This is a genomic window from Mesobacillus zeae, assembly GCF_003570705.1.
GTDB lineage: Bacteria > Bacillota > Bacilli > Bacillales > Cytobacillaceae > Mesobacillus_C > Mesobacillus_C zeae.
Map to the genome: position 1 here is coordinate 1 of NZ_QWVT01000045.1, position 15,593 is coordinate 15,593.

Here is a 15,593-nt window from a genome sequence, read left to right on the forward strand (position 1 = left end):
GGGATATCATTCGCTGCTGCGAACCGCTGGATTTCCGAGACCGCCTCGTTGTACGGTCCCATCGGCTTGGTAGTGATGGGCATATTATGGAGCTGGGGCATGATGTTATCTGTAAACTGCCTGCCTTTGTCTTCGAGCTGGCTCAATTCATATTCTACCGCAGAAAGATCTTCCACACCAATCGAAGAGCGAATGTTTTGCAGAATATTTATGTGGTTGCGAATAATCTCTTCCTGCTCGGTATATCGAGCATAGCTGGTCCTAATATGACTGGAGATATCGTCCGTATGTATTGTGAGCTTCCCCACTGGGCACCTCCTGGTTAAAATGTTAGTTCATACCAGCTAATTGTATGGAACCAGAGGCATATCCTTCAAGTTTAATAGGACAATTTTGGAAAAAATAAGAGAAAAGGCCTACAAAAGCCATAGGAAGCCATGCGCCGATTGGAGAAATCCACTCTTGTTTTACATAAATGGTCTAATGGGGAGAATCAAAGTCCTTTTGGGGAGAATGGAGCGTATTTGGGAAGAATGACAAGGATCTTGGGGAGAATGGAATATTTCCCGAACCTGTCAGTTCTCTTCCACTGATAATAATGTTAGTTCACACTGGCTTATTGTATTGAACCAAGCGCGAATCCTTCCTATATAGAAAAAATAAGAGAAAAGCTCTTAAAAAGCCTTCCCCATCAAACAGAGCCATTCAAAACGAATACCCCAATATCTAATCAGCTCTCGCCCTTAGTACTAGCACAACGTTGAAAGCATAGAAGCAAATTGCGTTCACAGTCGCTGCAGCCATAATGCTGAGCACCCAAAACAGTGCGCTTACCATACCTACCTGGGAAAATAATTTGACATTCAAAAGAATGGTTAATAAAGTGACCGCAGCGCCGCCCAAGAGGAAACAGGATATATTCAGGCGAAAAAGGCCTTTATCCTTCTTCCATAGTTTTGGAATGAAAAATTTCAAGTAAAAAAACATCGCTACGTCAAGTAAGGCTACCAGCGCAACAAGCCAAAGGAAGCCCACTGGCGGTGGCTTGTCTGCTCCTGCCAGGAAAATCAGAACCCAGATGGAGAAAAAAGTGGCTGTGTTTACCGTTACGATCCGATTTATCTTCTTTTTGTCCATTATTTCTGCCTCTCTGCTTCACTCGCATCATAAAAAGTTACAAACGCATCGAAACTGCGAAGATAACTGCCATGCAGATTGCGGAGCAACCCTTTAAGTGTCTTTCTTGATTCCGATTCGGAATTCATGATTTCCACAAGGATAACTTCAATCTCGATGCAGCTTTCAATGGCTGTGTTCAAAAACATTCTTGTTTCCATTGAGAACTTTTCATACGAAGAAAATTCCATGAGGATGTGCCTTGTCTCTTTTACTCCCACCAACATTCCCTCGAGCTCAAACATTTTTATTTTCGCACGCTTTGTACTCAACAGCCAATCCTGTTCGAAAGTTTGCAGGATATACTCCGTCTTTATTGCAACTCTCTCCTTTTTCGGCTGCTTATTATGATGTTGTTTGAATTTCTTCAAGTTTTTTTTATAATCCGCAATCAAATAACGGTCCCCTGAGTAGGACACAGATTTATTCATGCTAAAAATTGAATACGGGTAAAAAAAATTCACCCCGGCCAATAGGAGCAGCGCCCCAATCGCCACAATCTTAATCGTTTTCTTCAATCATACTCCCCCGCTTAAATACTCTCTTCCTTCTATTATAGCATTCTCTAATCACTCAGAATTTGCAAGAGCCGGGTTAGCATTTATCCAAATTTAATATTTTATGGTGTTACCATGAATGTATGAAATATCATATCAATTTCACCTATCATTCTCACCAGTATTTTATCCACCTGTGTTCAGCCGGCCCTGGACTGCCAGCGCAACACCGATGAAATACTTCCTGCTTGAAGACGTTTATCTCTTTCCGGAACAGCTTTCAGATTCACAGTATTCGCCGATCTCATTTATTGGTGGATGTGGATTTAGCGGCCCTAAGCCCCCTTGCCTTACTTTTTCGCACATGAAAATGCAAGGATGACGGGGATCCGCTTCCTTCGCGTAAACTCTTCCTCGCTGCTGAAGTGCTCCCTCTTCGGATTTCCTTCCCGCAAATCAGTGACGGAAAACCCTGCACTTACCAGAGCCCTGAAGTATTGTTCGATGGTTCGGTGATACTTCACCACCACTTCTTCCATCCATGGCTCTTTTCTTTCACCTTCATGAAAATAATCATCGACAATCCAGTTTCCGCGCTTTTCTCCAGTTTGCTTGCTCAGAAATGAAGATGTAGTAAGAGGATGTTGAACGCTAAAGACAAATCTGCCGTGTTCTTTTAAGGTTTTATGAACATTAAGAAATAAGGACTGTATGTCTGTAAGATAGTGAATGGCCAACCGGGATGCCACGATATCAAATTGTCCTGATGGATAAATGTATTTTTCCATAGTATTGTGGGAGATGGCACAATTTTCACCCGATAAATTCCCATTTGCAGCGGCAGCCATTTTTGCTGAACCTTCCACGCCTGTGTAAAACCCTGCACCTCTTTGCAGCAATTCTTTGCCAAACATACCATCACCGCAGCCCAGGTCTAAAATGCTTTTGCCTTGTACATCACCTAATAGTTCATCAATGATTGGCCCTTCTATTGCATTGTTAGGACTGTCCTGTCTGCCCCTCCGCTTCATAAAACGATCAAAAAAGTCTTCCTGATCGTATGCACTCGATCCTCTAAACTCCATTCTAACTACCCCTATCTAATGGCCCTTCAATATTCTAGCAGAAAAGAAAATAAATTCCTATGAAAATTTAGAATATTCTATCGTTAACAAGGACAGTAAAAAAACAGGAACGATTAGTCCCTGTTTTCATCATTCAAATGCTGATCGATTACATGCAATGTTTGTCCAATCGGTTCCTGGATAACGTATGTATTAAGCTCGTTGTCATATGGGGTATCTCCGATATTGACGATGACAAGCGGAACGCCTGGCTTTCGGGCTTGCGGGAACAGAGAAAATGGCGTGACTTTCAGGCTTGTACCAAGCACGAGGAGGCAGTCTGCCTGTGAGACGGTGTTCAAAATACTTTCGAAGCCTTCCTCGGTAAACCATTCTCCAGCACCGCCAAACAGCACGACATCCGGTTTAATGTAACGCCCTTCTTTATAGCTGGTGGAGCATTGGTCACAAACATAATACTCAGCACTCACTGCCATCCGTTTTTTCATTTCTTCTGCCGTATAGACTGCACCGCAGTGGACGCAAGAGGCCGTTTTCATTGTACCGTGAAATTCAATAACATTGTTGCTGCCGGCCTTTTCATGCAGCGCGTCGATATTTTGGGTGATGATCCGGCTGATGCGGCCTTCCTTCTCCCACTTCACAAGTATCTTGTGGCCGTCATTTGGAAGCGCGTCAGGATGATATAGATTTTTCATCGCAAATTCGTAAAACTTCTTTGGATGCTCGAAAAAATAGTCAAGCGAGAGGATATATTCCGGAGATTCAGTATAAATTCCACTCCGTGACCTGAAGTCCTTTATTCCCGATTCCGTGCTGATCCCTGCACCCGTCAGCACGACAATATTTTCAGCACTTTTCAAAATTTGTGCTGCCTTCTTGATGGCGTCATTCACGTTTCCTGCACTCCCCGCTATGATCAGTTGTTGAAATAACCCGTTTCCCTAGCTGCCGGATTTGTCCGAGCTCTCAAAATCTATATCATGGTTCTTTGCTGTCAGAACCTCTATGTTTTTCAGCACTTTCGTTGCATACGTGAAATCCCCATAGCAGTATGGGGAACGGAAATTATTCGTGTCTCCGCCACAATTGTATTTTTCCGGATTTTTCTTAACCTGGAGGGCAGAGAATTCTTTCGCCACATCTTCGCTATGTTTCCCGCCCTTCCCCGCGACATAATCAATATAACCTGTGCCCATATTGTATGCCTGGATGATCGTTGGGAAATCCACTTTTTTCTCGTTTCCATATTTGACGGTCCGTTCAAAATGCTTCACACCGATTTCGATGCTTCTCTCAGGATCCTGGATGGAATTCGGCGGTAGCCCGACAGATTCCGAAGCCTGCATAGGATCTCCACCCTTCCCCCTGGTTTCCTGCTGCATGATCGCTGCAACGACTGCCGTATACTGCCCAAGCTCGACAACATCAAGCTCTTTTTGAATAACTGGAGTATACTCCTCCACTTCGGGTGAAGGATAGGATTGGATGATTGTAATAGCCTGGTCGCGCAATCTATTTTCTGAAATCTGATCTATAACAAATGCTGCAATCACAGCAATAAATAATAATAAAACTAATTTAAAATTCCTTTTAATTCTTCTTTTCTTGTTTTTCTTCCTTTTCATAACAGCTCTCTCCCGAATTTCTTTCTGTCATACATTATAAAGAAATTTCAAAAGAAATGGGCAAGATTTTACTCTTGTAACATAAAAGAAATGAAAGGAAGTCATTTATCGCATTACTTTTTCCAGAGTATTGTAAAAGTACTGCCCTTTGGCGAGCTTTCTTTTAAAAGAAGGTCTGCTCCTAGTGATTTTGCCATCAGTTTGCTGAAAGGCAATCCAAGTCCCAGTCCCCTTACTTTCAGCTTCTTTTTTTCGCCCCGAAAAAAACGCTCGAACACATACGGCTGCTCGCTTTCAGGTATGCCTGTTCCCGTATCAGTTACATCGATTGCCTGGTCAGTGAGTGTGACTGTGATTCTTCCTTCTTCATCAAGAGAATGAAAGGCATTGTTCAAGAGATTGACCATAATCTGTTTCAGCCTGAAAGGATCAGTTTCCCGTAAAATTGCCTGCTCCGGAACGATGACCTCATAATTCAGAGTATCCTGTTGTGATACGACCCATTCGCGGACGATTTCCGGAACAAGCTCAGCCATATTGCCGCGTTCGGGATGAATGGAAACTGCCCCTGCCGCCAGCGAGTTAAAATCAAGCAGATCGCCAATCATGTTTTGGAGGCGCTTGATTTCTTTTAGCGTGATGTCGAGGAACTCTTTTTCTTCTGTTGGTGTAACAACTCCGTCGCGCACTGCCTGTACAAGGCCGCTGATACTAGTCATCGGAGTTTTCAAATCATGCGTTACTCCTGCCAAAAGCTCGGCGCGCAGCTGCTCAAGCTGCATCAGACGGCTTGCCATTTCGCGGAAAGACTCTGTCAGCTCAAAAATCTCCTGCTCCTTCGCCGTTGATTGCAGCTTAATATCGTAGTTTCCTTCTCTAATTTGCGCTGCTGCGTTTGCGACTTCCTGCACAGGCTTCACAATCCGTTTGGAGAGAAGGTAGATCACGAGCCAGCCTAGCAGCCCGAGACCTGCAAGCAAAGTGACAAGCAGCCTGTATTCCTGATTGACCTCCGTCAGTGTATCCTCATCCTGGAGTACAATGGACCATCCCGCCTGCTCACCACTAAAAAAGATAGGGGCCTTGACGGCATAAACTTTTGTTCCCGCATTGTCATTAAAAATCTGTATCTTGTCCTTACTGGTAAGAAACTCTACCGGAATACTGTCGACTATGATACGGGTTTCGGATTCTCTTTCACCACGCATCATGCCATGATGCTCAGGGACTGAAGCAAGATTCCCTTCCAAATCGGCAACAATGACCTGCGGAGGGCGATCCATTTGTAGCACCCGCGTCCGTTGGTCCATGATTTTGCCAAAAGAATTTCCAAACCCGATTTCGCCATTAGACTCGACCACCCTGTCTGCCATTTCCGCCGCAAGGTATTCCAGCAGATTCAGACGGTTCTCAAGCGTTGTCTGTTTGATCATCCATAAAGATCCGGCCCCAAGAATAATTAATCCGAGAAAAAGGGTTAAGACATACCTGGTTGTCCAGTACCTGAGCATTGGGGTCCTTTGTTTATCATTCATGTACATATAATTGATACCCCAATCCTCTCAATGTCCGGATCTCACCCTGCTCTGCCGGCCATTCTTTCAAAGCCTGCCGGATACGTTTGATGGCAAGGTCCACCGCGCGATCACTACCTTCATAGTCGATTCCCCATACGCTCTCAATCAAATCTTCCCTTGTAAAAGTACGATTCGGCCTTTCTACCAGAAAAACGAAGAGACTAAGGTCTTTAGGCGTTAGGGTGACAGCTTCACCATTGATGGTCACAGCATGAGAGTCGAGATTGATCCTGAGGCTGCCAAACTGTCTGATATTGTCTGTTTCAATATAATTGACTGAGCGGCGGAGCACTGCCTGGATTCGGGCTATCACTTCCTCGCCAATGAACGGCTTAGAAATATAATCATCTGCACCATGGTTCAATCCTTTTAACCGATATTCCACTTCTCCAAGTGCCGTCAGCATGATCACGGGACAGGAGCTTGTTTTCCTGATTTCTTTAAGGACACTCCAGCCGTCTCTTATTGGCATCATCACATCAAGGAGCACAAGGTTCGGTGATGTTTCAGCAAAGATCCGCAGCGCTTCTTCCCCGTCGTATGCCTGGACCACCCCGTAACCTTCATGCTTTATGTAAGCAGCCAGGACGCGGGAGATGGTCACTTCGTCCTCTGCAATCAAAATTGTTTTCATTTTCAATCACCCTCTTTCACTATACAAGAAAAATCCCCGTTCTGCCCCCGGGGATTTTGTACTTATTTAAAAAGTTGCCTTGGTTACCTATGCGCCCATTCCGCTTGTATCCTGAACATCAGAGCCGTTCCCCATCATATGTTGTTGCATCCCGCCTCCTATTCCTCCGCCGCGGTTATGATGTCCCTGCTGGACGCCGAATTCCGAGTCCATATACCCTTGTCCTTTCCCCATTCCCATTCCAGAACCCATCTGGCTGAATCCGCCATGGCCTCCCATTCCAGAATGCATACCTCTCATCTCGAAACCTGGCAAATCACCAAACACTTCTTCAAGCTTGTCGGCATCTTTCTTTTCGATTTCCTTAATTAGTTCCATTTGAGTTTTATCTTTTGTGGAGATTTTAAGTTCTTTTGCCAAGTTGTCGATTTTCTTCTCTTTTACTTCAGCCGCGATGGACATGATCGATCTCCCATCAACCTTGATTCCAAGCTTTTTCGCATCATTTTCAATAGCAGTGATGCTTGTCTCGCGGGCAATCTCGCGGATGTCCTTGCCGTCCGTGCTGATATGTAGCCTTTCCGCAGCCTTCTTGACTTCGGCAGCATACACTTCTTCCGCAAGTGTTGGTAAGTCCTTGCCATCAGTCTTGATTCCTAGTTCTTTAGCCTGCTTGCTGATTTCCGCCGTGCGCACGTCATCGATCAAAGACTCGAGGCTTTTACCTTCAGTTTTAACCCCTAGTTCTTTCGCTTCTTTTTGGAGCTTGGCAAGTCTAATTTCATCATGGAGGGTTGCAGCATCCTGGTCATCTATTTTGATGCCATATTCCTTTGCTTCTACCTTCATATGGGCGAATCTTAATTCATCGGCTAGCTCATCCGTACTCTTGTTGGCGGTGGAAATCCCTGCTTCCTTCGCTTCTCTCTTGATGACAGTATCTCTGATTTCCTGTTGAAGTGTGGCAGCATCTTTACCATCTGTTTTGATTCCAAGCTCTTTTGCATTGTCGATTAAGACCTGAGAGTCTTCACCATAAATCCCGCGGGAATTTGCGCACATGCCACCTGTAAAGCCGCTACGGCTGCTCATTACTGGTTCTACAATTTTAGAATTCTTGGCAAATGACGTCGTCGCATATCCCCCTAACAGTAAGCCCCCAGCAACCGTTAACCCTATCACAGCTTTTTTCATATTTCATTCCTCCAGTTTATTTTTCTTTAAGTGTGGAATTGGCCTTACACCCTTATATTAATCGGCCAATATGTCAGGAAAACGTCAGAAAAAAAGAAATGCAGAATTATTTCGGTGAATTTCTTGGAATGTATTCAAGCATCCAGGAGAAAACCGGATGGCAGTCGCTTCCTGCCATTGTGCTGCCGGAAGTTGTGGCCATGCCGGCGATAGACGGAGGATAAGGAGAACTGCGGATGTGCCGGAGAAACTTATGGTATACAGTTTGATAATCCATCTCTTCGCAAAAACCGAGCCACCCCGCTACCGCTTCATCTTTTATGACAAAATACGGATATACCAATTCAATGAGGACTAAAATATTCAAAGCTTCCTGTTTTGTCATGGCATATTCCTCCTCTTGCTATTGTTGACAAGAAGGGAGATTTGCAAAACAGTGGTCTGGGGGTTTCATTCGTAAAGGGTGGTGCGTATCCGATTTACATTAATTGTCTATTTGTCCGAATGACGCTGTTTTTTGTCCTAATAGAGTGTCTTTTTGTCCGAATCATAGGCAAACTTGTCCGAATCATCCTCATTGTTGTCCAAATCATCTCATTTCCCGAGAGAACAAGTTATTTCCCGAATAGCGAGCCAGTATATCTCTCAAAAACAACTCGGCTTTTTAATAAAAGAGCGCTAAATTCTCACTAATAAATGCAAAAAAATAATCCACCCCTCATTTTACAGGGATGGATTACTCTTATTGCTTCTCTTTCATTTGTTCGAACAGCTTTTCGACTGTTCCGACGCCGACATTGTCATACTTCGCGAGAATGACGAGTTCTTTTGGCAGCTGGCCGACGGTTTCTACCTTGTCCTCGTTAAGCTGGCGAAGCAGGCTTGGAATCCCGTTGAATTCCCCCACTGTAAGTGGAATTTTCGCCAATTCTTCTGTCACAACGATATGCTTTTCTTTGTAAAAAAGAAATAGCTCGCCGGGACGCTGAAGTGTCAGCTCTCTCCTGACTTTTTCTTCTTCAATATATATCTTCATTTCCTCAAAGAACGTCGCGTCATTTTTCTCGTTGAACCGCTTTACATGTTTATGAAGATTTTCAAAATCGGACGGCAGCTCGCTCATGATTCTCGCCTGCTGCTCAGCCCCCAGCCTGATCAGGAAGGTCTCGGACTTTGGAAAACGCTGTGGCAAGAGAAAAGCGTCCCGCAGAAAATAAGGGACTTCCAACTTCTCTTCCTTATACGTTATTGTGCGAATCGTAGTGTAGCCAGGCTGTTCCGCAACAAATATAGAAACAGGACTTTCAACCGCCACTGCAGCTTCAGCAGCTGCCGGTTCCTCGGAATTAGGATGAACCGATGCAATCAACAGCTGTTCTAGTGATTTCAGGCGAATTTCTAGCTCGGAAATATCGTAGCTTTGTTCGCTGCGCGGCGCAGGATCTTGATAGTCAGGTACATTCACAGTAACAGGCCCATACACTTCAACGTACCACTTCACGACTCCATACACCGCTTCCCAGGACAGCAACGCCTCCGAATAGCGGAACATGCGGGAATCGTGTGCAGCCTGGTTGCCAATCTGACGGACATGATGCAGCTTGTCCCGTGTCTCTGGCAGCAGTACACCATGGTTGTTAAGCAGATTGATGCGGTCAATCAAACTCGTCCGATCGTCATCAGGCAACTTCTCGGCTTTGATGACTTTTTGAAGTATATTTTCAACAAATATTCTTGCATGTGTCAGCATTGTCCGAGGACTGGAAAAAATGCTGTTCTCAAGCTCCCTGGCAACGGAAGCGAGCTCTTTGGACACAGGTTCAAGGAATTGGTAAAAATAAGGATGGCTTGTCATAGGTTTTTCATTAACTCCCTTAAAAAACGATAATACTTGAATGGTATCATAAAATTTCAACGCCTACACTATGCATTTGGGAAAATACACAGCTCTGTTAGGCGGCTAATGACAACATCAGGAAAAGTTAAATGGATTAAACGGGCAAGAATAGGTATACTTAATGTACCATACAACAATTAGGAGGAAAAATAGATGACAAACACGAATGATTCCCAGCCAGCAAAGAAAATGAGCCTTCAAGAAGCAATCCAAAAACAGCTCGAAAAGAAGAAAGCCCAAAATGCTGCAGGCAATGCTACCGGACACCAATCCAGCTCCACCAAGAAAATGAAAAGCCAACAAACGAAAAAAGTAAGCAACACACGGAGAAAGATGGGCGTATAAGCACAAACATCTCAACCGGGAAAATCCTTCATAAAAAACATTCAATGCGATCAGGCGTTGAGTGCTTTTTTGTGTTGAATAAAAACAACGTTTTGGAGAAGGATGCAGTCTGAAAAGGTATAGAAAAAAGACAGTCTCTGGGACTGTCTTTGTGGAAATCGTTATTTTTTATATCCCGTTGTTTCGATGGCCTTTTGAATCACTGCAGCTTGCTGTGACTTATCGCCAATTCCCTGGAAATGAAGATACATGATTTTTGGCTGCTCGTGAAGATGGTGATTGTGGATGGCTGAGATTTCTAATTTTCCGTTGCGCAGTTCATCGACGACACCACTGACCTCGTCATCAAGTAACGCCATTTCTCCAATTACAGCCGTCCCGCCATCCACATTTTCAAAGGCAAAATGGAAAACAAGCTCCATCGTTTCCGGGGACAGCTTTTTGCCCATATGAATGACATCAAGATCCTTCCGAGTAATCTCTACTTTACAAGTACCATTCTCTGCTTCAACTTTCGTATCAAATACCTTCTCAAGCTCTTTGCAATCAAGATTTTGTTCAGCAAGCATTGGTTTAGGCAATAACATCACGCAAAATAGCAATCCGCTGATTAGTATAATTTTTTTCATATGTCACCTCCGCAGCTTATGTTTCCCTTTCCGCTCCCCGTTATTCTGTGAACCACTCATAATGGGGTACTGCCAACATTTCCGAAATTTTATACGATAAGAAAATTCAAACATAAAAAAAGTCGATTCCTTCCATTTATAAGGAATCGACTTTCATATTTGTCTTACTAAACTCTCGCTTCTGTTACTTACTACGTTCTTTTATTTGTTGTACAATTTTCTTTTTGAAACTTTCAAATGGAACACTTTCCGATTGTTGATCCCCGTATTTTCTAACATTTACTGCATTTTCATTAACTTCATTGTCTCCTAAAACTAGCATATATGGGACTTTTTGCATCTGTGCTTCTCTTATTTTATACCCTAGCTTTTCATTGCTTTTGTCAATTTTCACCCTTACTCCTAATTGTTTCAGTTCCAATTGAATCTGTAAACAATAGTCCAAGTGAACTTGTGAGATAGGGATAATTTGTACTTGTATCGGTGCAAGCCATACAGGAAAAGCACCCGCGAAATGTTCGATTAAAATACCAAAGAAACGATCAATGGATCCAAAAATAGCGCGATGAATAACAACAGGCCTAACCTTTTCGTTATTTTCATTGATATAAATTAAATCAAATTTTTCTGGCATCTGAAAATCAAGTTGGATTGTTGCACATTGATGGCTTCGTTTTAATGCATCTTTAATATGAAAACAATTTTTGGCCCATAAAATGCCCCATCCCCTTCGTTTAAGTGGTATTTAATTTTTAAATTTTCAAGTACATTCTTTAATGCTCCTTCAGAAATTCTCCAAAGGTTGTCATCACCTAATGAATCTTCTGGACGAGTTGAAAGCTCCACCGAATAGTCAAAACCAAAAGTGCGATATACTTGGTCAATTAGATAAAATACCTGTTTAATTTCACTTTCAATTTGATCCTCTCGAACAAAGATGTGGGCATCATCCTGACAAAATGTACGAACCCGAAGCATTCCATTTAAAGCACCACTGTATTCATGACGGTGGACTTGACCAAATTCCGCCATTCGAATCGGTAAATCTCGATAAGAGTAAAGGCTATTTTTATAAATCAGCATATGACCCGGACAATTCATTGGTTTCAAAGCGAATTTTTTATGTTCGACTTCAGTGAAGTACATATTTTCGTGATAATGGTCCCAATGACCCGATTTCTCCCATAATTGTTGATTCATCATAAATGGAGTACGAACCTCATCGTAATAAGCTCTGTTTTGAAGTTCACGAGAGAAATTTTCTAATTCATTTCTAACAATTTGTCCTTTCGGTAAATAAAATGGCATTCCTGGAGCTTCCTCAGAAAACATAAATAACTCCAATTGTTTCCCCAATTTTCGGTGATCGCGTTTTGCTGCTTCTTCTAAGAAATTTAGATATTCATTTAAATCCTTTCTCTTTTTAAATGCTACTCCATACACTCTTTGTAGAACTTCATTTTGACTATCACCTCGCCAATAGGCACCTGATACACGAGTTAATTTGAATGCTTTTATGAAACCAGTGGATGAAAGATGAGGGCCACGACAAAGGTCAATAAATCTCCTTGTTGATAAAGAGTTATTTTTTCATCTTTTGGAATGTCCCTTAATATTTCTAACTTGAATGGCTCACCTTTTTCTTCAAAAAACTGTTCTGCTTCTTCATAAGAAACTTCTATTCGTTTGATTTCTAAATTCTCGTTTATGATATTTTCCATCTCTTTTTCAATGGCAAGTAAGTCCTCAGAAGTCAAACTGTGTTCTAGTTTCAAATCATAGTAGAATCCATCTTCAATGACTGGTCCTATCCCCAATTTTACATTGCCAAAGAGTCTTTTCACGGCTTGTGCCAATACATGCGCTGATGAGTGCCTTAAAACATTCAATCCTTCTTCCGAATCTAGAGTAAAAACAGAGAGTTCCACATCCAGTTCTATCTTGTAGCTTAAATCCACCAATTGTTCATCTACTTTTCCTACAACTGCATTTTTTCTTAGGCTTGAGCTAATGGATTCTGCTACGCTTTCCACTGTAATGCCTTTCGGAAATTCCTTTATTTTTCCGTCTAAAAATTGAACTTTAATTAACTTTTCATTCATAACAGTAAACACTCCTTTAAGTAATAAATTAAAAAACGCACTTCATCCCTATGGCAAGGGACGAGTGCGTTATACCCGTGGTTCCACCCAATTTCCCATAAGCTAAAAAGAATAACTTATGGCTCTGGTGCTGTAACGTAGCATAGACGATATCAGATACTTGTGTTCACTGATATAGCTCAAAGGTGGTAAATTATTTTCCTAAGTTAGGAAGTTCTCAGCTTTCCTTCCCTCTCTGGAAACCGTAAAAATAATTCATGTCCTTTTCATCGCAATAATTTTATATTTATGATTGTAAAATAAAAAAACGCACTCATCCCTTAACAAGGGACGAGTGCGTTTTACTCGTGGTTCCACCCAATTTCCCATAAGCTAAAAAATTAACTTACGGCTCTGGTGCTGTAACGTAGCATAGACGGTATTGGGTACTCAATTCCCCAATACAGCTCAAAGGTGGTAAGATACTTTCCTGCGTTAGGAAGATTTCAGCGTTCCTTCCCTCTCTGGAAACCGTAAAAAGTAACTCATGTCCTTATCATTGCTTTTTAAATTCAAACAATTAATTTGAATTATTTTACATACTACAATAAATTACATTAAATAGCAACAGTTCTGATCAATCAATACAGCCTTCTCTGCCCCTCATCATCTTTTAGCAAACGTTATTCCGGGTCACTGTAAGTCTGATAAGAAGTTACAGTTTTCTCTGCTCCACGTCTTTCAGAAAACCGCCAATAACCTCCAGATACTCCTCGCGCTCCTCAATATACGGCATGTGGGCACTTTTCTCAAATACATGAAAACCTGAGTCAGGAGTGAGGCTGCTGTAATATGCTGTTGTTTCGGGTGTAGCTTCATCAAAGCGTCCGCATGTGTAAAGAGTCGGGCAATTAATTTCCTTTAAACGGGACGTGCAATCAAACGTTTTAAGGTTCCCTTTCACCGAAAATTCGGAAGGGCCCCACATAATCTGGTATACTTCCGGGCTTCGATAGGAAGAGCCTTTATCCAACCAGTCAGTATCAAGTTCTAATCGACAAACAAATTGCTTATTGAACTCACTTATTGCCTCTTTAAACTCTTCGGAATCTGTCGTGCCATATTCTTCGCAGCGTCTAATTGTTTCTTGAACTTCTAATGGCAGTTTTTTAATATTATGCTCCTGGTCTTTAGCCCATAGCGGCGCACTTAGGCATGGGCTGGAAAAAATAACACTTTCAACTCCATCCGGCTTGGTGAGACAATAAGCGGCAGCAAGCGTCGTTCCCCATGAATGACCAAGAAGATGTACTTTATCTAGGCTTAATGCGCTTCTCACCTGAGCCAGTTCCTCAACAAACCGGTCAATTTTCCAAAGCGAAGAGTCATCTGGCCGGTCTGATCTTCCACAGCCCAATTGGTCATAAAGAATGACCGGCCGGTCCTCGGCAAGCTCCTTCAGCCCCTGGAGAGTATAGCAGGATGAACCAGGTCCGCCATGCAAAATGATTACAGGGGTCCCGTTAGCCTCTTTATTATAATATTCGTACCAGACACGCCCACCAGTTACATCAATATATCCTTCTTCGTGCATGTTGTTTCCTCCTTTCCCATAATCCATTGTTTAAAAAAGTCCCTGTCCTTTATCACTCCATCTTCATTTAAAATTCCTAAAACACTCCATCCCCTTTACCGACCTGCCAAATGGCCCTTGCTGAATTTTCCTTGTCCGAAATCCCGTTCTTCAGGATGAATTCATACAATGCCTGCTTGCCCGGTTTATAAGTTTCTGCTGCATACGCCACAAAATATGTATAGTTAAAGTATACCAGTCAAGGGATGGGCATTGTATGGAGTTACTATAGCGAAATTAAAATATTGGGCGTGTGATCTGTAACAAAGTAATCGAAACTTTAAAGGGGATCATAGCTTAGGGGTGAGAGACAGCCCTTTGCTGGGGAAACATGCTCCTTAACCTCTACAACTGCCCTTATAATGGTTCCGCACTCCCTCTGCAAAACTCCATTTCATACAGTTCCTCGAAGTACAATTCCTGGTACTTTTTGTTGAGGATTCCGGTATAGTAGGCAATTGGGTTTTTGACTGCTGCTCTTGATTTCATCTTTCGTACAAACTGCCTGAAGGCGTCGAGCGACACAGATAAAAGCGTTTCTGTCTCTTTCTCTCTGTTGTTACGGTAGGCGGAAATCTTGCTCATTCTCCAGAATTCTTCGATGGACTTTGCCTGCGGGTAAAAATACTTTACTAGTTGCACAAATGCTGTAGGCACACGGTCGCTGACAAACAGATGGTCTTCTGGTGCATTTTCATTATCAGCAACAAATGTATTTTCAGCAGCAGGTTCCTCTTCACGTTTATTATTCTTTTTAATGTTAGTTTTAGAAGGAATGATAGTTTTATTATGGCAGTTCATTTTTTCTTCTTTAGGTGGTTCATTGAGGGCAAAACGATTGAACACATAAAGGTTGCTGGATTGGGAACCGTTTTTCCGCTCTGTTTCGTAGACAGTGAAAATGCCAAAATTCTTTGCCTTGATAATCATGCGCTTGAAGGTAGAACGGGAAATGCCGAGGTCCTGGTATTCCTCGTGGATTGCCTTCAGCACAGTACCGATTTTTGCATTGCATACGCCTGGAATCTTAGCTGCAAACCGAACAAGACGCTTCAACCCAACCAATTCCCCTTTTGTAAACTGATGCTTGTACTCCGCCATCCACATTTCCATATGAGCATTAAATTCTCCAAGCGAGGCAAACTGTGAATACTTTTCAAATCCGTCAATGACACCTGATTTAATCGTCATTTTTTTGCACCACCCTTTCACCCTTT

At 42.5% G+C, this 15,593-nt stretch carries 17 protein-coding genes, 1 pseudogene and 2 other annotated features; of the genes and pseudogenes, 1 reads left to right on the top strand and 17 read right to left on the bottom strand.

Features of this window, described 5'->3' with window-relative positions:
- From D1970_RS20380 to D1970_RS20430, 11 genes are all read right to left on the bottom strand, one after another.
- On the bottom strand, positions 1 to 308 hold a 308-nt coding region (locus D1970_RS20380; protein WP_142921042.1), incomplete at its 3' end, for a hypothetical protein.
- Between the two features lie 418 nt (positions 309 to 726).
- Positions 727 to 1,137: a hypothetical protein gene (locus D1970_RS20385; protein ID WP_119114690.1), complete on the bottom strand. Its 411-nt coding sequence runs from the start codon at positions 1,135 to 1,137 to the stop codon at positions 727 to 729.
- Complete coding sequence (locus tag D1970_RS20390; protein WP_119114691.1) at positions 1,137 to 1,694, bottom strand: hypothetical protein; 558 nt, start codon at positions 1,692 to 1,694, stop codon at positions 1,137 to 1,139. Before D1970_RS20390 ends, D1970_RS20385 begins: the two co-directional genes overlap by 1 nt.
- A 329-nt stretch (positions 1,695 to 2,023) precedes the next feature.
- Complete coding sequence (locus tag D1970_RS20395) at positions 2,024 to 2,758, bottom strand: class I SAM-dependent methyltransferase (protein WP_119114692.1); 735 nt, start codon at positions 2,756 to 2,758, stop codon at positions 2,024 to 2,026.
- A 113-nt stretch (positions 2,759 to 2,871) separates the two neighbouring features.
- On the bottom strand, positions 2,872 to 3,654 hold the full coding sequence (locus D1970_RS20400) for an NAD-dependent protein deacylase (protein ID WP_209796870.1): 783 nt from the start codon (positions 3,652 to 3,654) through the stop codon (positions 2,872 to 2,874).
- Positions 3,655 to 3,702: 48 nt separating this feature from the next.
- A complete protein-coding gene (locus D1970_RS20405) occupies positions 3,703 to 4,386 on the bottom strand; it encodes a lysozyme family protein (protein ID WP_119114693.1) in 684 nt (227 codons plus the stop codon).
- Between the two features lie 113 nt (positions 4,387 to 4,499).
- Entirely contained in the window at positions 4,500 to 5,819 is a 1,320-nt protein-coding gene (locus tag D1970_RS20410) for a HAMP domain-containing sensor histidine kinase (RefSeq protein ID WP_246370058.1), read from the bottom strand.
- Positions 5,820 to 5,913: 94 nt separating this feature from the next.
- Entirely contained in the window at positions 5,914 to 6,597 is a 684-nt protein-coding gene (locus tag D1970_RS20415; RefSeq protein WP_119114695.1) for a response regulator transcription factor, read from the bottom strand.
- 87 nt (positions 6,598 to 6,684) lie between these two features.
- The gene (locus D1970_RS20420) at positions 6,685 to 7,791 is read right to left on the bottom strand and encodes a hypothetical protein (RefSeq protein WP_119114696.1); all 1,107 of its coding nucleotides are present in this window, start codon (positions 7,789 to 7,791) and stop codon (positions 6,685 to 6,687) included.
- A 106-nt stretch (positions 7,792 to 7,897) separates the two neighbouring features.
- Positions 7,898 to 8,176, bottom strand: coding sequence for a replicative helicase loader/inhibitor (locus D1970_RS20425; RefSeq protein WP_119114697.1), 279 nt, complete (start codon positions 8,174 to 8,176; stop codon positions 7,898 to 7,900).
- Positions 8,177 to 8,533: 357 nt separating this feature from the next.
- Positions 8,534 to 9,646: a DUF4145 domain-containing protein gene (locus D1970_RS20430; protein ID WP_119114698.1), complete on the bottom strand. Its 1,113-nt coding sequence runs from the start codon at positions 9,644 to 9,646 to the stop codon at positions 8,534 to 8,536.
- Positions 9,647 to 9,841: 195 nt separating this feature from the next.
- Between D1970_RS20430 and D1970_RS20435 the strand changes: the two genes are divergently transcribed.
- Positions 9,842 to 10,033 carry a hypothetical protein gene (locus tag D1970_RS20435; protein ID WP_119114699.1) on the top strand — a complete coding sequence of 64 codons (192 nt, stop codon included), beginning with the start codon at positions 9,842 to 9,844 and terminating at the stop codon, positions 10,031 to 10,033.
- A 161-nt stretch (positions 10,034 to 10,194) separates the two neighbouring features.
- Here D1970_RS20435 and D1970_RS20440 read toward each other — a convergent pair whose 3' ends face one another.
- The 6 genes and pseudogenes from D1970_RS20440 to D1970_RS20455 form a co-directional block, all read right to left on the bottom strand.
- Positions 10,195 to 10,662, bottom strand: a complete 468-nt coding sequence (locus tag D1970_RS20440; RefSeq protein ID WP_119114700.1) for a DUF1259 domain-containing protein — start codon at positions 10,660 to 10,662, stop codon at positions 10,195 to 10,197.
- Between the two features lie 184 nt (positions 10,663 to 10,846).
- On the bottom strand, positions 10,847 to 11,107 hold the full coding sequence (locus D1970_RS23505) for a His/Gly/Thr/Pro-type tRNA ligase C-terminal domain-containing protein (RefSeq protein ID WP_336105605.1): 261 nt from the start codon (positions 11,105 to 11,107) through the stop codon (positions 10,847 to 10,849).
- 126 nt (positions 11,108 to 11,233) lie between these two features.
- Positions 11,234 to 12,222: pseudogene (gene thrS, locus D1970_RS23510) on the bottom strand (threonine--tRNA ligase); the annotation flags it as partial.
- Positions 12,177 to 12,764 (bottom strand): TGS domain-containing protein, encoded by a 588-nt coding sequence (locus D1970_RS23515; RefSeq protein WP_336105603.1) that lies wholly within the window; start codon positions 12,762 to 12,764, stop codon positions 12,177 to 12,179. The pseudogene thrS and the gene D1970_RS23515, both read right to left, overlap by 46 nt.
- 53 nt (positions 12,765 to 12,817) lie before the next feature.
- Positions 12,818 to 13,043, bottom strand: a binding site (T-box leader).
- Between the two features lie 44 nt (positions 13,044 to 13,087).
- Positions 13,088 to 13,312: a binding site (T-box leader), on the bottom strand.
- Between the two features lie 146 nt (positions 13,313 to 13,458).
- Entirely contained in the window at positions 13,459 to 14,337 is an 879-nt protein-coding gene (locus D1970_RS20450) for a proline iminopeptidase-family hydrolase (RefSeq protein WP_119114701.1), read from the bottom strand.
- 396 nt (positions 14,338 to 14,733) lie between these two features.
- Positions 14,734 to 15,567 (bottom strand): hypothetical protein, encoded by an 834-nt coding sequence (locus D1970_RS20455; protein WP_119114702.1) that lies wholly within the window; start codon positions 15,565 to 15,567, stop codon positions 14,734 to 14,736.
- Positions 15,568 to 15,593: the final 26 nt, after the last annotated feature.